The 20,130-nt window shown below is 75.3% G+C and carries 23 protein-coding genes; 7 read left to right on the top strand and 16 right to left on the bottom strand.

From position 1 onward, the window contains the following. Positions 1 to 3: 3 nt before the first annotated feature. The 4 genes from NXY84_RS00425 to NXY84_RS00410 all read right to left on the bottom strand — a co-directional run bounded on the left by NXY84_RS00425 (position 4) and on the right by NXY84_RS00410 (position 3,260). Positions 4 to 732: a response regulator gene (locus NXY84_RS00425; RefSeq protein ID WP_258725186.1), complete on the bottom strand. Its 729-nt coding sequence runs from the start codon at positions 730 to 732 to the stop codon at positions 4 to 6. Beyond that, positions 729 to 1,997: a sensor histidine kinase gene (locus NXY84_RS00420; protein ID WP_258725185.1), complete on the bottom strand. Its 1,269-nt coding sequence runs from the start codon at positions 1,995 to 1,997 to the stop codon at positions 729 to 731. Before NXY84_RS00420 ends, NXY84_RS00425 begins: the two co-directional genes overlap by 4 nt. A gap of 5 nt (positions 1,998 to 2,002) precedes the next feature. Next, entirely contained in the window at positions 2,003 to 2,911 is a 909-nt protein-coding gene (locus tag NXY84_RS00415; RefSeq protein ID WP_258725183.1) for a CPBP family glutamic-type intramembrane protease, read from the bottom strand. A gap of 151 nt (positions 2,912 to 3,062) precedes the next feature. Continuing rightward, positions 3,063 to 3,260 (bottom strand): hypothetical protein, encoded by a 198-nt coding sequence (locus NXY84_RS00410; RefSeq protein ID WP_258725182.1) that lies wholly within the window; start codon positions 3,258 to 3,260, stop codon positions 3,063 to 3,065. A 229-nt stretch (positions 3,261 to 3,489) separates the two neighbouring features. Between NXY84_RS00410 and NXY84_RS00405 the strand changes: the two genes are divergently transcribed. Next, the gene (locus NXY84_RS00405; RefSeq protein ID WP_258725181.1) at positions 3,490 to 4,344 is read left to right on the top strand and encodes an alpha/beta fold hydrolase; all 855 of its coding nucleotides are present in this window, start codon (positions 3,490 to 3,492) and stop codon (positions 4,342 to 4,344) included. A 19-nt stretch (positions 4,345 to 4,363) separates the two neighbouring features. Here NXY84_RS00405 and NXY84_RS00400 read toward each other — a convergent pair whose 3' ends face one another. After that, entirely contained in the window at positions 4,364 to 5,611 is a 1,248-nt protein-coding gene (locus tag NXY84_RS00400) for a cytochrome P450 (RefSeq protein WP_258725180.1), read from the bottom strand. Positions 5,612 to 5,650: 39 nt separating this feature from the next. After that, entirely contained in the window at positions 5,651 to 6,553 is a 903-nt protein-coding gene (locus tag NXY84_RS00395) for a hypothetical protein (RefSeq protein WP_258725179.1), read from the bottom strand. A gap of 193 nt (positions 6,554 to 6,746) precedes the next feature. Between NXY84_RS00395 and NXY84_RS00390 the strand changes: the two genes are divergently transcribed. From NXY84_RS00390 to uvsE, 5 genes are all read left to right on the top strand, one after another. Then, the gene (locus tag NXY84_RS00390) at positions 6,747 to 6,890 is read left to right on the top strand and encodes a hypothetical protein (protein ID WP_258725178.1); all 144 of its coding nucleotides are present in this window, start codon (positions 6,747 to 6,749) and stop codon (positions 6,888 to 6,890) included. A gap of 33 nt (positions 6,891 to 6,923) precedes the next feature. Beyond that, entirely contained in the window at positions 6,924 to 7,619 is a 696-nt protein-coding gene (locus tag NXY84_RS00385) for a hypothetical protein (RefSeq protein WP_258725177.1), read from the top strand. A 129-nt stretch (positions 7,620 to 7,748) separates the two neighbouring features. Continuing rightward, complete coding sequence (locus tag NXY84_RS00380; protein ID WP_258725176.1) at positions 7,749 to 8,099, top strand: ArsR/SmtB family transcription factor; 351 nt, start codon at positions 7,749 to 7,751, stop codon at positions 8,097 to 8,099. After that, positions 8,096 to 8,584 (top strand): SRPBCC family protein, encoded by a 489-nt coding sequence (locus tag NXY84_RS00375; RefSeq protein WP_258725175.1) that lies wholly within the window; start codon positions 8,096 to 8,098, stop codon positions 8,582 to 8,584. The genes NXY84_RS00380 and NXY84_RS00375 overlap by 4 nt, the downstream gene beginning before the upstream one ends. 108 nt (positions 8,585 to 8,692) lie before the next feature. Further along, the gene (gene uvsE / locus NXY84_RS00370) at positions 8,693 to 9,685 is read left to right on the top strand and encodes a UV DNA damage repair endonuclease UvsE (protein ID WP_258725174.1); all 993 of its coding nucleotides are present in this window, start codon (positions 8,693 to 8,695) and stop codon (positions 9,683 to 9,685) included. Between the two features lie 204 nt (positions 9,686 to 9,889). On the opposite strand, the gene NXY84_RS00365 is transcribed toward uvsE, so the two are convergent. From NXY84_RS00365 to NXY84_RS00350, 4 genes are all read right to left on the bottom strand, one after another. Then, positions 9,890 to 10,201 (bottom strand): hypothetical protein, encoded by a 312-nt coding sequence (locus tag NXY84_RS00365; protein WP_258725173.1) that lies wholly within the window; start codon positions 10,199 to 10,201, stop codon positions 9,890 to 9,892. 161 nt (positions 10,202 to 10,362) lie between these two features. Next, positions 10,363 to 10,914: a hypothetical protein gene (locus NXY84_RS00360; protein WP_258725172.1), complete on the bottom strand. Its 552-nt coding sequence runs from the start codon at positions 10,912 to 10,914 to the stop codon at positions 10,363 to 10,365. Between the two features lie 119 nt (positions 10,915 to 11,033). Continuing rightward, entirely contained in the window at positions 11,034 to 11,498 is a 465-nt protein-coding gene (locus NXY84_RS00355; protein ID WP_258725171.1) for a hypothetical protein, read from the bottom strand. After that, positions 11,495 to 12,136: a zinc ribbon domain-containing protein gene (locus tag NXY84_RS00350; protein WP_258725170.1), complete on the bottom strand. Its 642-nt coding sequence runs from the start codon at positions 12,134 to 12,136 to the stop codon at positions 11,495 to 11,497. Before NXY84_RS00350 ends, NXY84_RS00355 begins: the two co-directional genes overlap by 4 nt. Before the next feature lie 285 nt (positions 12,137 to 12,421). Between NXY84_RS00350 and NXY84_RS00345 the strand changes: the two genes are divergently transcribed. After that, complete coding sequence (locus NXY84_RS00345; protein ID WP_258725169.1) at positions 12,422 to 12,973, top strand: TrmH family RNA methyltransferase; 552 nt, start codon at positions 12,422 to 12,424, stop codon at positions 12,971 to 12,973. A 117-nt stretch (positions 12,974 to 13,090) separates the two neighbouring features. Here NXY84_RS00345 and NXY84_RS00340 read toward each other — a convergent pair whose 3' ends face one another. From NXY84_RS00340 to NXY84_RS00315, 6 genes are all read right to left on the bottom strand, one after another. Next, on the bottom strand, positions 13,091 to 13,519 hold the full coding sequence (locus NXY84_RS00340) for a biopolymer transporter Tol (RefSeq protein ID WP_258725168.1): 429 nt from the start codon (positions 13,517 to 13,519) through the stop codon (positions 13,091 to 13,093). Between the two features lie 113 nt (positions 13,520 to 13,632). After that, on the bottom strand, positions 13,633 to 15,684 hold the full coding sequence (locus NXY84_RS00335; RefSeq protein WP_258725167.1) for a TPM domain-containing protein: 2,052 nt from the start codon (positions 15,682 to 15,684) through the stop codon (positions 13,633 to 13,635). 190 nt (positions 15,685 to 15,874) lie between these two features. Next, positions 15,875 to 17,446, bottom strand: a complete 1,572-nt coding sequence (locus tag NXY84_RS00330; protein ID WP_258725166.1) for a pectate lyase family protein — start codon at positions 17,444 to 17,446, stop codon at positions 15,875 to 15,877. A 508-nt stretch (positions 17,447 to 17,954) separates the two neighbouring features. After that, positions 17,955 to 18,518 (bottom strand): DUF6036 family nucleotidyltransferase, encoded by a 564-nt coding sequence (locus NXY84_RS00325; protein ID WP_258725165.1) that lies wholly within the window; start codon positions 18,516 to 18,518, stop codon positions 17,955 to 17,957. After that, a complete protein-coding gene (locus NXY84_RS00320) occupies positions 18,515 to 19,024 on the bottom strand; it encodes a helix-turn-helix domain-containing protein (protein ID WP_258725163.1) in 510 nt (169 codons plus the stop codon). Before NXY84_RS00320 ends, NXY84_RS00325 begins: the two co-directional genes overlap by 4 nt. Positions 19,025 to 19,179: 155 nt before the next feature. Further along, positions 19,180 to 20,073, bottom strand: a complete 894-nt coding sequence (locus NXY84_RS00315; protein ID WP_258725162.1) for a hypothetical protein — start codon at positions 20,071 to 20,073, stop codon at positions 19,180 to 19,182. Positions 20,074 to 20,130: the final 57 nt, after the last annotated feature.

The raw sequence follows: 20,130 nt of genomic DNA, 5'->3' as shown, positions 1-20,130 counted from the left end.
CGGTCAGCCGCCGAGCTCGACGATCCCGTTCTGGTAGGCCCAGACGACCGCCTGGAGCCGCGACCGCACGCCGAGCTTGGGCATCGCGCGGGCCAGGTGGGACTTGATGGTCGACACCTCGAGGACGAGCGCGCCGGCGATCTCCTCGTTGGACATCCCCTGCGCCAGCAGCAGCAGGATGTCGAGCTCGCGCGGCGTCAGGAGCTCGGTCGCGCGCGCCGCCGTCACGGGCTGCGTCCGGCGTCGTGTGACGACCTCCCGGAGCACGCGCTTGGTCAGGGCGTTCGCGAGCATGCCCTGGCCGGCGGCGACGGACCGCACCGCGTCGATCAGCGTCTGGGGCTCGGCGTCCTTGAGCAGGAAGCCGGACGCGCCCGCCTCCAGGGCACCGAACAGGTACTCGTCCACGTCGAACGTCGTGAGGATCAGGACGGGCACGGGGTCCTCGACGTCGGGCCCGCACAGCGCACGCGTCGCGGTGATGCCGTCGGTGCCGGGCATGCGGATGTCCATGCACACGACGTCGGGCCGCAGCGCGCGGGCCAGCTCGACGGCGGTCGCCCCGTCGGCCGCCTGCCCGACGACGGTGATGTCCGGCTCGGTGCCGAGCATCGTCGTCAGCCCGGCGCGGACGAGCGGCTGGTCGTCCGCGACGACGACCCGGACGGTCCGCGCCGTGCCGTCGCTGCCGGTGCCGGTGCCGGTGCCGGTGCCGGTGCCGCTCCCCGTCATGGCGCGTCTCCTCCCGTGGTCGTCCGGTCCGCCGCGGGGACGACGAGGCGGACCTCCCACCCCCCGGCGGCACGAGGACCGTAGCGGAGCGTGGCCCCGGTGACCTCGGCGCGCTCCCGCATCCCGACGAGCCCGTACCCGGGCGGGTGCGGCGGGGCGGCGGCGCGGGCCGGCGGCGCGTCGTTGCGGACGGTGACGACGAGGGCGACCCCGTCCCGCGCATCGAGGCGCACCTGGCACGTCGCCCCGGGCGCGTGGCGGGCGGCGTTCGCGAGCGCCTCCTGGACCGTCCGGTACACGACGAGCTGGGCGAGCGGCCCGACGGAGCCCGTGGCCGCGAGCTCGTCGACCGGCCCGGCACGGTGCAGGGTCACGTCGACCCCCGAGCCGCGCGCGCCCGCGACGAGCTCGGCGACGCCCGCGACCGTCTCCATCCGGACGGAGCCGTCCGCGTCGTCCGGCGCGTCGGTGTCCCGCAGGAGGACGACGAGGTTGCGCAGGTCGCGCAGCATCGCGGTGCTCTGCTCGCGGACCTGCGCGACCGCGACCTTCGCCCCCGCGGGGTCGACGTCGATCTGCCGGCCGATCGCGCCGGTCATCACGGCGATCCCGGACAGGTGGTGGGCGGCGATGTCGTGCAGCTCGCGTGCCATCGCCGTGCGCTCGCGCTCCACGGCGACCTGCACGAGCGCGTCGCGTTCCCGGGTGAGCGCCGCGAGGGTGTCGGCCTGGGCCTCGCGCGCGTCCCGGCGCGCGCCGACGACCGTCGCGGCCAGGACCGGGAGCCCGACCGCACCGACCGCCTGGAGCGCTCCGGCGGCGACCAGGACCAGGGCGGCGCTGCCGATGAGGTGCTCGCTCGCCGCGACGCCGACCGCGACGAGGGCGGCCGCGACGGCGAGCGCCGGCCGGGGGCGGCCGCGGCGGTGGTCGACCGCGGTCTCGTACGCCGCCACCAGCACCGCGACGAGGGCCGTGCCGACGCCCTCCCCCAGGACGGCGAGCGCGGGCACCCCGGCGGCGACCGTGACCAGCACGCCGGGGGTGGCGCCTGGCCGCGCGGCGAGCGCCCCGGCCTGGGCGGTCAGGACCGCGACGGCCCACCACCAGGCCGGCGCGCCGAACCCCGGCACCCCGACGGCGACCGTCGGGTCGGCCGCGTGCAGGAGGGTCGCGGCGGCGAGGAGCACAGCCGCCAGCCCCCCGCAGGCCACCGGCACGGCGAGCCGTGCGGGGCGCAGGGAGCGGCGGGGGCGCTCGGTCACGCGAGTCACGATAGGGGCGCCCGTCCGCCCCGGTAGGCGAGACGCCCGCGGGTGGCGGCGACCAGGGCGCCGCCGACCACGACCGAGCCGAGGATCAGCGCGTGCTGGAACGTGTCGCGGTCGACCGTCGGGAACATGTCGGCCCCCGCGACCGAGGCGAAGTTGTTGACGCTGACGTGCAGCAGCATCGCCATCGGCAGGCTCTCGTGCGTCGAGTTGAACACCCACGTCATCACGACGTTGAACACCACGCAGAACACCACGAGCCCGACCGGGCGGTACCAGGGCACGACCGGCCCGCCGCCCCACTCGGTGAGGTACAGCGGCAGGTGCCACACGCCCCACAGCACGCCGACCAGGACCACCGCGGGCAGCGGACCGAACCGGCGCTGCGCACGCGGCAGGGCGAAGTCGCGCCAGCCCGGCTCCTCCGCCAGCCCGGTCGTCACCATCTGCATGAGCAGGCCGGGCACGAACGCCACGAGCACGGTCGTGGACGGCGCGTGGACGACCCCGCCGGTGAAGACCATGAGCGACAGGATCATCGCGACCGGGACGCCGAGCAGGATGCCCGCGTACCACCACCACCCGACCCCCCACCGCCACAGGCGCCGGGCCCACGTGCGCAGGCCCGCCCGCCCGTCGCAGAGCACGGTGACCAGCAGGGCCGAGCCGATCGGGCCGAGGTAGGCACCGGGCAGCATCCCGAGCAGCTGCCCGCCGCCGCTCCCCCCGGGGAACGCGAAGTCCCACACGCCCAGCCCGTGCCGGGACAGGATGTACGGCAGCCAGGCGATCCAGCTCGCGAGGTTCGCGAGCACGAAGAAGGACAGCAGCGGGCGGCGCCGCACGAGGCCGACGACGCCGCCCGTCGGTGCGGTCGATGGCGGTTCGAGCACAGCGGTGGCGGTCATGACAGGGCCCCTCTCGTCGACGTCGTGCTGACGTGACGACGCTAGGAAGCCGGGCCCCCCGCCCGCGCCGGGCGCAGGATGGCGATCCTGGGACTGCATCGAAAGGTGCAACCGCCCCGGGGGCCGCACCGCGTGCGTCAGCGCCGGGTCGTCACCACGTCTGCAGCAGCGTCCAGATCCACTCCCCGATGAACTCGAGGAACTGGCGCACCGCGGGCCCCGCGGGCGTGGCCCCGAGCACGAGCCCGAACAGGATGCAGACCACCGCGATCTCCGCGCGCACCTGCCGTGAGCGCATCAGCAGGACGACGATGATCCCCAGCAGCACCGCGACGGTGACGACGCTCATCGCGTCGCCCCCGGTCGTGCGTCGAACCTCGAGCTCCCCGCGATCCGCATGATCCGCCGTCTTCCGTCGATCCCCCGTGGTGTCCCGAGCGGACATACCGTACTGAACCCACCCGGATCGGCCGAGAGGCGCGCGGCCGCGCCGCGATGAGTCCGGGCCCCACGGCCGGTCCACCCCTCGACCGCACCCGACCGTGCCGTCGTCGCGCCGTCACCCACCGGAGGACCCCATGGCCCGCACCACCTCAGCGCCCGTGACCACCGGGACCCTGGACGCACCGGGCGTCCGGCTGCACTACGAGGTGCGCGGCGACGGGCCCGTCGTGGTCCTCGTCGGGTCCCCGACGGACGCGCGCCCGTTCACGCCGCTCGCGGAGCTCCTCGCCGCGGACCACACCGTGCTGACGACGGACCCGCGCGGCATCGGCCGCAGCCCGCTCGACGACCCCGAGCAGGACTCGACCCCCGAGCTCCGCGCCGACGACCTCTCGCGCCTCCTCGCGCACCTCGGCGCCGGGCCCGCGGTCGTCGTCGGGTCGAGCGGCGGCGCCGTGACGGCCCTCGCGCTCGCGCAGGCACACCCCGAGCAGGTCCGCACGGTCGTCGCGCACGAGCCTCCGCTCGCGGAGCTGCTCGACGACCGCGAGCACCGCCGCGCCGCCACGGACCGCATGATCGCGACGTACGTCTCGGACGGACCGGGGGCCGCGTGGGCGCTGTTCCTCGCGGAGGCCGGCCTCGACGAGGCAGGCGAGGACGGGCCGTCGGGTGCGCAGCCCGAGCCGGCGGACGGGTTCGCCGGGCGCGACCCGCAGGAGGTCGCGGACGAGCGCCGGTTCTTCCTGCACGAGCTGCGTGCGACGACCCGGTGGGTCCCCGACGTCGTGGCCCTGCGCACCGGGACGCCGCGCGTCGTCGTGGGCATCGGCGAGGAGTCGACCGGTCAGCTGTGCGACCTCACGTCGACGGCGCTCGCGCAGCAGCTCGGCGTCGAGCCGGCACGGTTCCCCGGCGACCACGTGGGCTTCGCCGAGCACCCGGAGGCCTTCGCGCGGCGGCTGCGCGAGGTGCTCGACGCGGGCTGAGGGGCCGGCGCGGCCGGGCTCAGCCCCGGACGCGCACGAGGAACCGGTCGAGGTCGTAGCCCTGCGTGACCTCGTTCCACCGGACGTTCGGCGGCCCGTCGGCGACCACGTCTCGGCGCAGCAGCGTGGTCACGAAGACCTCCGTCTCCATGATCGCGAGCGGCGCGCCGGGGCAGCGGTGGTGGCCGTCGCCGAAGCTCATCAGGGTCGCGGGCACGCCGCGCGGCAGGTCACGGCCGGGGCACAGCCCGAGGGGGTCGTCGCCGACGACGGAGTGCTCGGCGTTGACCGCGCGGATGTCGACGTCGATCAGCGTGCCCTCGGGGAGGTCGACCGGGCCGTCGGGGCCGGTGAGGGTCAGCGGCGCGGTGGTCCGGCGGTACAGGTGCCCGACGACGGGCTCGAGCCGGAGGGTCTCGTCGAGGATCGCGAGGCGCTCCTCCCGGCCGGCCGCGCGGTACCGGGCGAGCAGCGCGGGGTCGTCGAGCAGGTGCCAGACGGCGACGGTGATGAACTCGCGCGTCGTCGCCATCCCCGCGGCGCCGTACGTGACGCACTCGGTGAGGATGTCCAGGTCGCTGAAGCCCTGCTCGACGAGCTGGGCGATCACGTCGTCCTGCCCGGGTGCGCCCGCGGCGGCGCGGCGGCGGTGCGCGCGGATCGCGGGCCGGACGTCGAACCAGTGGAACCGCGCGAGCGCCGAGTTGCGGCGCAGCGAGCGCACGAGCGAGCCGAGGTCGGTGACCTTCTCGGTCGAGTCGCCCGCGAAGAACGCGTCGAGGCGGCGGCTCATGCCCCGCACCGACGAGCTCGTCAGGCCGATGACCCGCCCGGCGACGTGCACCGCCATGAGCAGCGACAGCCGGCTGAGGTCGACCGGGCGGCGCGTCCCGATGCTCCCCACGAGCCGCTCGCTGACCTCCTCCATGAGGTCGCGGTAGTCCTCGGTGACCTTGGGCGCGAAGAGCCGGGCGGCGGCCCGCCGCTGCGTGTGGTGCTCCTGACCCTCGAGGTAGAGGATCGGCGGCCGCATGCGGGGCCCGGCACGGTGGATCCGGTCCCCGCCGAAGCCGGCCTGCCGGACCCCCTCGGACGCACGCAGGACCTCCCGGGCGACGTCGAAGGTCCGCACGACCCAGCGCGGCTCGTCGCCCGTGGTGCTGAGCTCGAGCGCGGGCAGCGCGGCGTCGTCCGGGCGGGTCAGCTTGCGGACCGGGCAGCCGGGCGCGGGCGTGGTCTCCGTTAACCCGTTCGAGTGAGTCGTCACACGTGCACGATGCCTGACGAGGGCCGCGAGCGCACCCGGTCAGCCGCCGTGCGGGGCCGGCGCGAGGTGGGCGCCCGTACGGTCCACGGCGGCGTCGGGCGCGAGCGCCTGGCTGCGGAGGCCCTGCACGCGCTCGGTCCGCGTCGGGTAGCCCCACAGCTCGACGGTCTGCACGGCCCAGAAGGCTGCGAACTCCAGCACGAGCAGCGCCTCGACCAGCAGGACCCCGCGCTCGGCGCCGCCCTCGCCCTGCCGCAGCACCAGCTCGACGACGAGCGTCAGCACCATCGACGCCGCCACGACCCAGTACGCCGTCGAGAAGCGCGACGACGGCTCCTCCCGCCGCGACGAGAACGCGTTGGCGACCACCACGACGACGATGCCTGCGAACATGACCAGCGCCGCACCGTAGTGCCCGTGCCGCTCGAGCCGCTCGGGTGCGAGCACGTACGCCGCGGCCACCGCGCCGAGGACGGCCCAGCGGACCCACCGCCAGAACCGGCCGGGCCCGTCGAGCTCGCGGGTCGGGCGCGCGCGCCGCCCGATCAGGTAGGCGAGGAGCTCGGTGAGCGCCGCGGCGACGAGCACGGCGCCGACGTTGTTGCGCACGCTCGCGCTCACGTCCCACGCCGGCAGCCCCGGGCCCCCGCACAGCGGCTCGGGCCGCACCGGGACCATCGCGACGACGAACGCGAGGTAGCCGGAGATGCCGAGCACGACGTCCTCGGTGTCGGAGCTCCCGCGGTAGACGACGAGGCACGCGCCGAGCGCGCACAGCGACCCGACGACGACCCCGTGCGCGGCCGTCCAGTAGTAGGCGCTGATCGACGTCTGCCAGCAGCCCGCCGCGACCGCCTGTCCGACCACGGCCGCCGCGAGCATCACGAGGAGGACGATCGTGGCGAGCCGCAGGTAGCGGTAGGTCTCCCGCTCCGTCGCCATGGCGCCAGTATGCGTTCGGCCTCGCGGGCGCGCTCTGCGAACCGGCCTCGCCCCGGGGGTGGGGTGGCGCGGGTGGACGACGGGACCTGCGGAGCCCGGCGGGACGGCGGTCGTCTCGACCGGCGCCGGACCGGGCGCGTGCCTAGCCTGGCGGTGGGCCGTGCCCCGCGGCCCACCCGAGGAGGAGGTCACGATGAGCGAGAGCACCGACCGCACGCCCGAGGCGGACGACACGGTCGACGAGATCCTGGCCGAGGAGGAGACGACCGAGGAGGACGCGCGGTCCTTCCCGGAGGTCGGGTCCGACGACGACCCCGGCAGCATGATGAACATGTGACCCGCGGCGCGGCGCGGCGGCGAAGGGGACCGAATGGCGGGCGAACGCACGTATCCCGCGTTGCCGTGCGCCGACCTGGATGACGCGCTGGCGTTCTACGGCGCGCTCGGGTTCACCGTCACGTTCCAGCAGCGCCGCCCCAACCCCTACGCGGTCGTCGAGCTGGACGACATCGCGATCCACCTGTTCGCCATGGACGGCTTCGACCCGGCGACCTCGTACGGCAACGCCATCATCACGGTCGCAGATCCCGGCGAGCGCCACGCCGCCTTCACGGCCGGACTGCGGGCGCGATTCGGCAGGGTCCCGGTCAAGGGCATCCCGCGCCTGCTCCCACCGCGGCGCAAGGCCGGCACCGCGACCGGCTTCTCGGTGGTGGACGTCGGCGGCAACTGGCTCCGCTTCTACCGGGCGGGTTCGTCCGAGGACGAGGTGACGGAGCGGCGATCCGGGCTGGGCCGGGTGATCGACGTCGCCGCACGCCAGGGGGACGCGCGCGGTGACGACGCGCAGGCGATCGCGGTGCTCGACGCGGGGCTCGTCCGGTTCGCTGACGCCCCGCCGATCGAGGTGTTCGAGGCGCTGCTCTACCGCGCGGAGCTCACGGTGCGCACGGGAGGGGACGCGACGCCCGACCTCGCCGCCGCGGGCGCGCTGCTCGCCGAGCACGAGCTCGGCGAGCAGGCGGGGCGGGCGTGGGCGGACGCGGCCGAGGCGGCGCGGCCCTAGCGCCCGCCGGAACGGCTGCGCGCTCGGACCCGCGGCGATCGACGTGCCGCGCGGCCGCGGTGGAGCCGTCGGCCTGCCCCGGGCGCGCACTCTTGTGCGCAGTGCCGTCGGCGACTAACGTACAACTTTATGGTTGTAGGTAGGCCGGACGACGACGACGTGGACCGCCTCTTCGGGGCGCTCGCCGACGCGACGCGCCGCGACATCGTGCGACGCGTGATGGGCTCCGAGGCCTCGGTCTCGACGCTCGCCCGCAGCTACGCGATGAGCTTCGCGGCGGTGCAGAAGCACGTCGCCGTCCTCGAACGGGCCGGCCTCGTCAGCAAGGAGCGCCGCGGACGGGAGCAGATCGTGCGCGGCGACATCGGCACCATCCGGGCAGCCGTGCGGCTGCTCGACGTCTACGAGGAGCTCTGGCGCGACCGCATCGGCCGCATCGAGGACCTCCTCGCCCTCCCACCCGAAGGAGACGTCCGATGACGGTCGTCAGCACCACCAAGGACGAGGAGGCGCTCAGCCTCAGCATCGTCGCCGACCTCGCCGCACCGCCCGCGCGCGTGTGGCAGCTCTGGTCCGACCCGCGCCAGCTCGAGCGCTGGTGGGGCCCGCCGACGTGGCCGGCGACGTTCGTCGACCACGACCTCACCGTCGGCGGCCGCGCGACGTACTACATGACCGGTCCCGACGGGGAGAAGGCGCGGGGCTGGTGGCGCTTCGACTCGGTCGACGAGCCGTGGTCGCTCGCCTTCGAGGACGGCTTCTCGGACGACGAGGGGAACCCGAGCGACTCGATGCCGACGCTGCGCGCGCAGGTCGTCCTCGAGGAGATCCCCGAGGGCACGCGCATGACCGTGACCTCGCGCTTCCAGACCGCCGAGCAGATGCAGCAGCTCGTCGAGATGGGCATGGTCGAGGGCCTCACCGGCGCGATGGGGCAGATCGACACGATCCTCGCGGAGGGCTGACCGGCCGCACCTCGCGGTCGCCCGACGGTCGTGGACGCAGCGGGCCGGGCTCCACGGGGCCCGGCCCGCCGACGCGCGCAGCCCGGACACCGCACCGACCATGGACCGGTGACCTACCCCTACCGGCTCGGCTTCCCCGTCAAGGTGCTCGGCGCGGGCGGGCTCGCCTCCGCCGACGCCCGACGGTGGCAGAGCGGCCCGCACCTGTCCCGCTCGCTCGAGCTGCTCGACGCGGTGCTCGACCACCTGCGGACCATCGACGTCACCGTGTTCCGGCTCTCGAGCCAGACGATCCCGTACGGCACGCACCCCGACCTGCCGCAGCTGCACTACCGGCGCCAGCTCGACGAGTGCCGCGACCGGCTCGACGCGCTGGGTGCCCGGGCCCGGGAGCAGGGCCTGCGCCTGTCCACGCACCCCGGTCAGTACACCGTGATCAACTCCGCGGACCCCGGCCTCACGGCACGGTCGGTCGCGGACCTCGAGCAGGACACCGCGCTGCTCGACGCGCTCGGGCAGGGTCCCGAGGCCGCCGTCGTCGTCCACGTGGGCGGCCTCTACGGCGACCGCCCCTCGGCGCTCGACCGCTGGGCGCGCGCCTACGAGACGCTGTCGCCGAGCGCGCAGGCGCGGCTCGCGCTGGAGAACGACGACGGTCCGTTCGGCGTCGCGGACGCGCTCGAGCTGCACCGCCGCACCGGGGTCCGCATCGCGTACGACCACCACCACCACCGCTCGACCCCCGGCTCGGTCGCCCTGCCGCCCACCGAGGCGCTCGCCGCGACCTACCGGACCTGGGCGCCCGGCGTGCGGCCCAAGGTGCACCTGTCGAGCCCGCGCGTCGACCTCGAGCACGTCGACCGGAAGGTGCCCGGGACGCGCCGCACCGAGCACGTCCCCGTCACCCCGAGGCTCACGCCGCACGCCGACTTCATCTCCCCGTTCGACCTCGTCGACCTGCTCCGCAGCGCTCCCGGGCCGCTCGACGTCATGCTCGAGGCGAAGGCCAAGGACCTCGCGGTGCAGCACGCGCGCGACGCCCTCGCGCGGCTGTTCCCGGACCTCGCCGCCGCCGAGGAGCGGTCGGCGCCCGTCGTCTGACCGTCCGTCCGGTGGGCGCCCGGGTCGGCCACGAACCGCGTCACGACGCCCCGCACCGCCGCGCCGCCAGGTGCGCGTCGAGCCCGTCCGTCGTCGACGTGGACGCGGCCTCGAGGTCGACCCGTACGCGTCGGCGAGCGTCAGGACCGACCACAGGCGGTCGGCGAGCCCGCGCGCGCGCCTCGTCGCCTGGCGAGGCCGGGATCAGCCCTGCTGCTCGACCAGGTCCGCGAGCTCGCTGATCTGGGCGACGACCGCGTCGCGCGACGAGGTCACCGGCAGGGCCGCCCGCGCGACCCACGGGAGCTGGCGGATCAGCGCGGCGAGCTCGGCGCGCTGCCACGGCGGGACGTCCTCGAGCGCGAGGCTCCCGAGGTTGTGGTCCGCGATCGTCCGCAGGTGCCCGGCGAGTCCTGGGTCCTGCGCGCGGTCGGCGAGCGTCTCGACGACCCACGCGAACACCGACGAGGACACCGACCAGTCACGCCCGTCGGGGAGGAAGATCACGCCGCCCATCAGTCACCCACGCTTCCGCAGCAGCCCCCGTGGAGTCTCGGTTCCCGAGACGACGACCGTAGCCCGACCGGACCCCGCCACGCCCGGCGAACGCGGTCACCGATGTGCGCGGCGCGGCCGTACGACGACGAGGCGCGTGCCTCCGGACGCCGCGACAGCCCTCATCCGCCGACCATCGTCGCCACCACGGCGACCACCGCGACCACCGCGACGCCGATCGCGATCCAGTTGAGCGTCATGACCCCGCGGTACCCCGCGCTGCGCGGCTTCTCCCCGCCACCGGCGATCGCGCCCCTGAGGAACACCACGGACGGCGCCTCGTACCGCAGCTCGACGCGCTCACCGGCCGGCAGGACGACCGACGCACGGCCGGCCTTGCCGCCGAGGTAGGGCACGTGGACGCGCAGCGTCGCGTCGGCGGGCGTCACGGGGAGCGGGTGCGTGCCCCAGCCCTGCGCGACGAGGTTCCCGTCGAGCGAGATCTTGGGGCTGCAGGCCTCGTAGATGAACGCCTGCGCCGGGTGGCCGAGCGTGATGCTGGACCAGCCGGCGGGCGGCGCGCCGGGGGCCGACCCGTCCGGTGCCGCGTCGGGGTAGAAGTCCCACCCGAGCGGCGCGGGCGGCCAGGACGGGTCCGGCTGCCAGCCCGGCGGGGGCGTCCAGCCCTCGGGGACGGGCGGCCAGCTCGGGGGCGGGGTGAAGCGGGCAGCCATGATCGGCTCCTTCGGGTCGTGCTCGGAGAGCTCGGGGGTGGACGTCCGCGCGGCGAGGGCCCCGCTGCGGGGTCGCTCGGGTGGCGCCGGGGACAGCGGTGCGCTCGGGGGTGCGGGGCTCAGCCGATCACCTCGAGGCACAGGAAGCGCGCCCCGTCCTCGAGGTAGCCGGCCGGGCTGGTGCACGAGACGGCCGAGTCGACGACGCTCGTCACCCGGTAGGCGGCCGCGTCGTCGTCGCAGGCCACCGCGTAGACGTCGGACGTGCCCGCCGACCAGCAGGAGCCGACGCCGTCCGTCGCGACGTCGTCGCCGACCACCTGGCCCAGCACCAGGACGACGGCGACGGCCGCGAGGACGCCGCCCAGGACCAGCCTCGTCGGGCCGACGCTCGCGACGAACCCGGCGGCGCGGCCCGGGGTGGGCGGCGCGGTCCAGAACTGCCAGCCCTCGGGCGCGGGCGGCCAGGCCGGGTCGGGCAGGTGGCCGCGGCGCGGGTCGAAGCCCGCGGGGACCGTCCAGCCGGGCGGCGGGGCGAACGCCGCGTCGGCACCGGGCGCGAACGGGATCGTCGGGACGCTCACGCGGCACCGCCCGGCTGCGGGTCGTCGGCGCGGCGCGCCGTGGCCGCGATGCCCACGGCGTGCGCGGCGCTGAGCCCGACGGCGGCGGCGTACCCGGCCACGAGCGCCGAGCGGTCGGCGGTCCGGTCGTGCCTGTCGGCGAACGTCAGGACGCGGCGCAGGAACTCCTCGCGGCCCTCGGTCGTCATCGTGTGCGCGAGCGGCCGGAGGTACGCGAGCGTGACGTCGGGGTCGGCGAACGCGGCCACGTCCTGCGCGAGCGCGGCGTGGTCGTAGGCCGGCGACACCCCGGCCGACGTCGCGAGCAGCGCGACGGCGAGGTCACGCAGGGCGGGGCCGGCCGCCCCGGAGACGGCGACGAGGTGCGCGACGGCGGCGCGGTTCGCGAGCCCCACCTGGTGCTCGAAGAGCTGCGTCGTCGGCTCGCCGAGCACCGCGTCGCGGAACGCGGTGCCGCAGCGCGTGCACTCGACGTGCGGCTCGAGCCGGCGCAGCGGGATCACCGGGACGAAGAAGAACGTGAACCACTGCCGCGGCTGCACCCGCCGGTACTCCGCGTCGACCCCGCACTGCGGGCAGTGGAACTGCCCCGTCCCCAGCACCGCGTTGAGCACGCGCATGCCCCAGATCACGAACACCGTCGACACCCCTGTCTGCCGGTCGGACACGACCGGCGTGGCCCCTGCTCGTCCGTCCGGCCACTCCGGCGACGACTGCTGCGCCCGCACACTAGCGCTGGTCAGAGCCTCGCCAGGGCGGTTCCGGGAACAGGTTCCCTCGACCCCGCCGTCCCGTCGTGGCATGCTGTCGCCGCTCCTTGCCCCACCGGTGATGGCCCCGGCGCGCCGCGAAGCGCCGCCCGCGATGACACGCACCGCCCGCCCGAGCACCACCCGTCCCGGAGGGTCCGCCCCTCACGACCGATGAGCGGCGCACGCGCACCCCAGGGCGCCCCGCCCGTGAGCCCTGTCCGGGTCCGCAGCCGCAAGGACCTGCGCCACGAGCGCCGCCGCCGCGCGCACGGCTGCTGGGACCACCTCGTCGTCGCACCCCTGTGGCCGCTGCACGGCGTCAACCTCGGCACGCTCCTGCGCACCTGCGACGCGGTCGGTGCGTGCCTCGCGGTGCCCCGCCTGCCGTGGGTCCCCGAGGCGCTCGAGCGCGGCAACACGCTGCGGCGCCCGGCGTGCGTGCACTGGACCGGCAACCGCGTCCGGTGGCTCGCCGAGCAGCGCGACGCCGGGTCGGCGGTCGTGGGCGTCGAGCTCGCCGACGAGGCGATCCGGCTGGGCGACCTCCCCGCGGCGCGGCGCCGGACCGTCGTCGTGCTCGGGCACGAGCAGACCGGCATCCCGCCCGAGGCGCTCGGGCTGCTCGACCAGGTCGTCGAGATCCCGATGGTCGGCACGGGGGCCAGCCTGAACGTCGCCGTCGCGGGGTCGCTCGTGCTGTACCGGCTCGCGGGGCTGCTGTGACGGGCGACGCTCAGCGCGTCCGGGACGCACGGGGGTCCTCGGTGGGTGCGACGGCGGTGGCCCGTGGGCGACGGGCAGCGCGCCACGATGCCATGAGGAGGGCTGCGGAGCGCGGGATCATGCGCGGCGGGACGAGCCGCTCGACGACGGCACGGGCGCGTCGGGATCGTGCCCCGGTGCGGGCGACCGCTCCGGCGCGGGCGACGGCTCCGGTGGCTCCGGTGCCTCCGCGAGCGACGCGTACCAGTCCGCGTACGGCGTGGTGCGCGCCAGGTGCCGTGTCAGGTCCGGGGCGCCGTCGGACCACCACACCGGCCCGCGCTCGCCGAGGGCCCGCTTCGCGGCGTCGACCCGGGCGCGGGCGTCCTCGCGCCGCTCCCGGTCCTCACGCCGCATCGCCGTCTGCTTGTCGCGCCGGGCCCGCATGAGCTCGCGGGTCAGCTCGTCGCGGCGCTCCGGGGTGAGCCCAGGGTCGGAGCACCGCCACAGGCGCCCGCGGACCACGAGGTAGCGGCCGTCCGGCGTCGTCAGCGGGGGTCCGGTCATGCGACGAGGCTAGGTCGGGGCGCGGGCGTCGGCAGCGCGGGGAACCCGCCGCGGGCTCGGGGCGGCCGCGACCGCGTGCGCGCGCGGGGACGTGGCAGCGCGGCCGACGAGGGTCAGAACCGCCCGCCGCCGCCCCGGCGCCCGCTGCTGCGCCCCGAGCTCGAGCTGCGGCGCGACGACGAGCTCGACCGGCGCGAGCTCGAGGAGGACGACCGGCGCGAGCTCGACGAGCTCCGACGCGACGACCCGCTGCTCCAGCCGCCACCCGAGGACGAGCCACCCGAGCCGCCCCAGCCGGCGAGCCACCCGCCGCCGGAGGACGACGACGAGCCCCAGGAGCCGCCCGTCGACCAGCTCGGGGTGGGGTCAGGCCGGGCGGCCGCGCGGGCGATCGCCGCCTCCGTGCAGGCCAGGGTCCGCGCCTCCGCGAGCAGCCGGGACGCGTGCTGGGTGTGCGCGAGCGCCCCGACCGGGTCGGTGTCCGCGAGCGCCTCGGCCTCGCCGGCGAGCCGCTGCGCCTCGGCGAGCCTCGTCCTCGGTGCCGCGCTGAGCACGGCGGCGTCGAGGCGGACGAGCTCCGTGACGGAGCCGATCTCCGCGCGCACGGACGCGAGCGTGGCGGCGAGCCGGGCACGCGCCCGGGCACGGTTCTCCTCCTCGGCGCGCAGCGGCGCGAGCAGCCCGTCGAGCCGCTCCTCGGCGGTGGTCAGCGCCGCGAGCGTCGCGAGGGGGTCGGCGGCCGCGCGCGGGTCGGCGGCCGCGGACCGGGCGGCGCGTGCAGCGTAGACCGCGGCGGTCACGGCGTCGTCGTCGGGTGCCAGCCGGGCGGCGTCGTCGACGTCGGCGGCGAGCGAGGCCGACGCGGCGTCGATGCGTGCGGGCGCCGCGGCGAGGTCGTCGCCGGCCCGGCCCACGGCGTCGAGCAGCGCGACGGCCTGACCGAGGCAGCCCTCGGCGGTCCGCGCCAGCCCGACGGCCGCGCCCCGGTCGCTGTCGAGCGCGGCGGTGCCCTGGGCGACGACGGTGCGCGCGTGGTCGAGCAGCGCGGCCGCACGGTCCACGTGACCGGCCACGGACTCGAGCGCGGCGGGTGCGTACGTGGCGCCGAGCGCGTCGAGAGCGGCCCGGGCCGCGGGCAGCCGCCCGGCCACCTCCTCGGTGCGCAGACCCAGGTCGGTCAGCACCTGCGGGGCCCGGGCGTGCAGGTCCCGGAGCGTGTCGAACGCCGACTTCTGGGCGTCGAGCGCGGCGTCGGCCTGGGCGCACAGGTCGAGGACCCGGCCGAGCATCGCGCGGCGCTCGTCGCGCGTCTCGCGCTCGTCGTCGTCGAGCTGCTGCCGGACGGCGAAGGCCGCCGCGAGGGTCGCGCGGGCGTCGGCGAGGACGTCCTCGAACACGCGCGTCGCCTCGGTGCCGAACTGGGCCTGGGCGAAGCCGAGCTCCTGCGTCGAGGACTGCACCGCCTCGTCGACCGCCACGAGCGCCGCACCCGCCCGCTGCTCGAGCTCCCGGAGCGGCACCGCGGCGGGCCCGGGGGTCGCGGACCGCCGGCGCCGCAGGAGCACGCCGCCCACCCCGACCGCGCCGAGGACACCGGCGCCGACGAGCCACGGGGCCGCCCCCGAGCCGGACCCGCCGGACGAGCCGCCCGAGCCGCCGCCGTCGGCCACGGCCGCGTACCCCTCGGCGGCCGCGACCGCCGCACCGGCCCAGTCGTCGTCGCTCAGCGCGGGCTCGACGTACTCGGTCTCGACGACGCGCAGGTCGTCGTCGGTCAGGGCGATCGCCCCGTCCACGGACACCTGGTACCGCCGGTCCTCGACGGCGACCGCGAGCAGGATGTCGTCGGGCCCGAGGTCCGAGAGACCCGCGGTCCGGTCCGCCCAGTCGGCGGCGTCGAGGCCGTCGAAGGTCGCCACGTAGACCACGAACAGCTGGTAGGGCGTCGCGTCGGCGAGCTCGTCGAGCGCCGCGGTGACGTCGTCGGTCCCGGTTCCCAGGACACCCGCCAGGTCGGTCACCTCGTCGCGCAGGTCCTGCGGGGGCTCGGCCGCCGCCCGTCCGGCTCCGGCGAGCAGGGTGAGCAGCGCGAGCAGCACGGTGGCGACGGCGGCGCCGGCGCGGCGCACGGTCGGAGCGCCCGGCACCGGGGCGGGATCGGTCATGCGCCCAGGGTGCCAGAGGCGCGGGCGCGACCGGGGTGGTCCTCCGGGTGAGGCGCGGACGCGACCCGGGTGATGCTGCGGGTGAGGCCCGGTGGCACCGGCCTGCCGGTGGTCGCCTACGGGTGCCCTGGAGACGGCTGTGGGTGGCGCCCCGGGGGAAGGGCACCACCCACAGCCGACCGCGACGGGACTAGCCCGCGTACGTCTCGAACTCCGCGATGCGCGGGGTGCCCGAGGCGGACGTGATCTCGAACGTCACCTTCTTGAGCGACGTCGAGGAGAACGAGATGACCCCGGCGCCGCTGCCGGTGGCCAGCACCGCGCCCGTGTCACCGTTCAGGACGCGCCACGAGCCGATCGTGCCGCTGCCCGAGGCGGTGCGGATGTTGATCTTCGACACCGACTTCGCGGAGCCCCACTTGACGGAGACCTTGCCCGTCGAGCCGCTCGGCGACCAGTACGTGCTCAGGTTGCCGTCGACGACGTTGCCGTAGCTCGTGCCGCTCGCCTTGCTCGAGCCGTCCGCGCCCGCGCCGATGCTCAGGTTGGTGCCGGTCGGCGTGCCCGACGTCGGGGTCGGGGTCGGGTTGCTCGTGGCCGTCGGCGTCGGGTTCGACGTCGGCGTGGCCGTCGAGGTGGGGTTCGGCGTCGGGTTCGTCGGGGTGCACGAGCCGTCCGAGACGCGCAGGCCCTTGTTGGCGCCGGCGGTCTGGCTCACGATCGCCGGGACGCAGCTCGCACCGTCGAGCCGGTAGGAGTACGGGACGCTCACGGTCGTCGTCGACGCCATGCCCGGGCCGGCCGGGTTGGTGTCCGTGCCCTTGCTCGACCACGTGACGTTGTCGAGGATGTTGCCGGCCGTCTGCCAGGTGCCGGCCTGGTCCGTGTAGAACGTGCCGAGCACGTCCTTCGAGTCCTCGAAGTAGTTGTTCTCGACCTTCGCCCTGGCACCGGCGCGCGAGTTGATGCCCGACTCGTGCAGGTTGACGTAGTGGTTGTTGTAGATGTGCGCGACGCCGCCGCGGAGCAGCGGGGTGCGGGAGTCGATGTTCGAGTACAGGTTGTGGTGGAACGTGATGTTGCCGCTGCCGGTGTCGGACTCGCTCGAGCCGATGAGGCCGCCGCGGCCCGAGTTCCGCAGGATCGCGTAGGAGAGCGTCACGTTCTCGACGTCGTTCTTGAGGTCGAAGAGGCCGTCGTAGCCGGCGGACTCGCCACCCGACGCCTCGAGGGTCACGTGGTCCACCCAGACGTTGCGGACCGTGCTCTCCATGCCGATCGCGTCGCCGCCGTTCGACGTGGGCGAGCCGGACTTCTTGACGTTCTTGACCGTGACGTTCTGGAGGATGATGTTGCTCGAGTCACGGATGTGGATGCCGAGCTGGTCGAACGTCGCGCCGCTGCCGACGCCCACGATCGAGACGTTGCTGATGCCCTTGAGCTCGATCACGCCCGCTGCGGTGCTGCAGCCGGCGCCGGAGACCTGCGACGTGTTGCCGTGGTTGATCGTGCCCTCGACCTCGATGACGATCGGGGTCGACTTGCTGGCGCGGGCGCAGAGCGCGGCGTGGATCGCGGTGCCCGTGGTGGCCCGCACGGTCTGGCCGCCGGCACCGCCGGTGGTGCCGGCGGCGAAGCCGTTGGCGGTGCCCGAGACCGCGGCCTGCGCTCCCGACGTCGCCAGGGCGGTCAGGCCCATCGTCGCCGCCAGGGCGAGCGTGGCTCCTGCTGCCAGGGGACGTCGTGCTCGTGCTGCTCTCATCGGTGCCTCTCCTTCGTCTTTGAACTCGGGGCGTTGCTGTGGTGCTGTGCCGGGTGCTCCCGGTGTGACGCCGTGCGTCCGCGGGTGGCCGTCTCCGGCGTGGACGCCGCTCCGTGGTGGGTCGGCGTGTGCTGTGGTCCCGCTGCGTGGGGGACTGTCGGGTGGGCGTGCGCTGTCGTCCCGCTGCATGTGGGACTGCCGGCCTCCGTGGGTGGCGCAGGCGGGCCGCGCGGACCTTCTCGACGCACCCTCGGGAAGCGGTTTCCGCAGACTAGGAGAACGCTTTCCCGATGCGCAAGGTCTAAACGTTTCACAGCCTCCGGACCGCTCCGCGTGAGTCCGGTGCGAGTGAGCGGTGCGGCCACCGAACGGCGGGACGACGCGCCGCAGCGAGACCGCGGCGCCACGCTGGCGCCACGACTACGTGTTCGCGGCCTGAGTCGACGCCGCCACGCCCCGCCTGAGGAGCCAGCCGTGCGCTCGAGGTGCCTGCCGTTGCGGGAACGGATCACTCAGGGCGCGATTGGATACGTGGCGCACTGGCACGTACCCAGGCCTGCAGCCGACGGCGGTGCGGCGCCGCCAGCCCGGGCGTCCCGTCGAGCCGCTCGAGCACGATCTCGGGCTGCAGCAGTCCGCACGTCAGGAGGGCGTGCACGAACTCCCTGTCCTTCTCCCGGAACGCGGCGAGCTTGGACACCGCCAGGTCGTGCCGTTCGAGGCAGTGTGCACGACCCGGCGCCGACGACTGTGACTGCCAGATGACGACGCGCTGCTCCCAGCCCGTCGGCAGAACGACCAGCCCGTCGATCTCGATGCCTTGGGCGTAGTACCCGTACACCTGGTGGAAGCCGGAGTCCTCGCCGATGGCGCCGTCGACCCGGAGCGCCTTCTCACCCGCGTCCGCTCCGAAGAACGCGACGTCGGCCTCGATCGATCCGACCGCCTCGTCCGGCAGATCGTCCTCGTCGAAGCTCCCGAGGATCGACTGCGACCCGACCAGCAGGACCTCAGCGTCTCCCGCGATCGTCGACGCCGCGCGCAGGATGTGGGCGAGCTCGCTGCGCCTCATCGCGCCGACCGCAGGACCGCGGCGCGCTCGTCCTCGCTCAGGACGCCCGCGAACGGCGAGTTCTGCCGGAGCTCACGCGCACGAGGGCTGGGAGACGTCAGGACCTCGAGAAGCTCGTCGACAGGGCCGGCGAGCAGGTCCTGCCACTGCTGGAGCCACGAGGCCGTGCGCCCGCGCGTGTGCCGGCTCTGCATCTGGCCCAGGTTGGTGCGCGCGACTGCGAGGACCCCCTCGGGGTCCTGCACGAGCTTGCCGGCGACGGCGTGCGCCAGACGCAGCGAGCGGCGCTGATCCGCGGCCATCCTCGTGGTGCCGTACCGAAGCCGTTCCACGTCGCTGAGCCGGACCCGTCGATGCGTGCCGACGCTCTCGAACGGCAGGTCGCCGCGCGCGGTCAGGTCCACGACGTGCTGGCGAGAGACCCCGAGCATGCGCGCCGCCTCACCCGTCGTGAGCAGACCGTCTCCGCGGACGTGTGCGGGAGCGGCGAGCGTCGGAGCAGACATATGACCATCCTATCCCCAACAAACACAACTCGCGTGTACCATCGTTGTGTTTGTGGTGGAACGCGGTGGTCGGCTCAGCCGGTCAGGGCGATCGTGCGCCGCCCCTCGCCGGGGTTGGCGCGGACGAGTGGTCCTGGGCACGGCCACGCGCGTCGTCACCGGCCGGCGTCATCGTCACCCGTCCGCTGACCCGGCAGTCGGGGCGTGCGGCCGGCGAGCTCGGCGGCGGCGATCGCCTCGCGGAGCTGCGAGGCGAGCGGAACGCCGGGCCCGTCCCACGGCCCCGCCTCGAGCAGACGCCGGAGCGCGTCGAGGTACGAGGCGTCGGGGAGCGCGGTCGCTGCCTCGACCCAGATGCTGCCGACGCCGTCCCGCTCGAGCTCGGACCGGATGCGCGGCACCACTCGCGCGTCCCCCCGCTGCGCGAGCGCGACCGTGGCCTCCGCAGCGGTGTCGCCGACCGGGTCCGCGGTCGATGCGAGCAGCTCCGACCGGACGCGCGGCGAGTCCACCTCGACGACCTGGAACCCGAAGGCGGCCCAGTCCCGCACGTCGGGGTCGGGGTCGCGCAGCAGCCGCAGCAGCACCTCCACCTCAGGAGCCGTGGTGTCTGGGGGCTCGTCCAGGAGCGCGGGGAGACCGACGGCCACCTGCCAGCGGACGTTCTCGTCGTCGTCGTCCGCGAACCGCACGAGCTCCCGGGCGGCGCGGTGCCGCGTCGCGTCGTCCGGCCGCTCGCGTCCGCACCCGATCTGGTGCAGCGCCCGCGCGGCGCTCCACCGCAGGTACCGGTCGTCCAAGGGCGTCACGCGCGCGGCTTGGTCGAGGACCGGTCCGGGGGCACCAGTCGTCACGTCGGGCGTCACGCATGCCAGCAGGTCGAGGGCGGCGGCCCGGACGTCGGACACATCCGACGCGCCCCAGACCGTCGCGAACCGCAGCGCCGCCTCGACGCCCTCCATGACGACGGCCTCCTCGACCACGGTCCAGTTCTCGTCGTCGTCGGTCGCCGACACGAGCCGGTCCAGGTACGCGTCCGCGGAGGTCACGCCTCAGTATCGGGACTCCCGCGACGTCGGCGGGATGGCCGGCGCCCGGCCACCCGG

The organism is Cellulomonas sp. NS3 (assembly GCF_024757985.1).
GTDB lineage: Bacteria > Actinomycetota > Actinomycetes > Actinomycetales > Cellulomonadaceae > Cellulomonas_A.
This window is presented reverse-complemented; position numbering and strand designations above follow the sequence as displayed.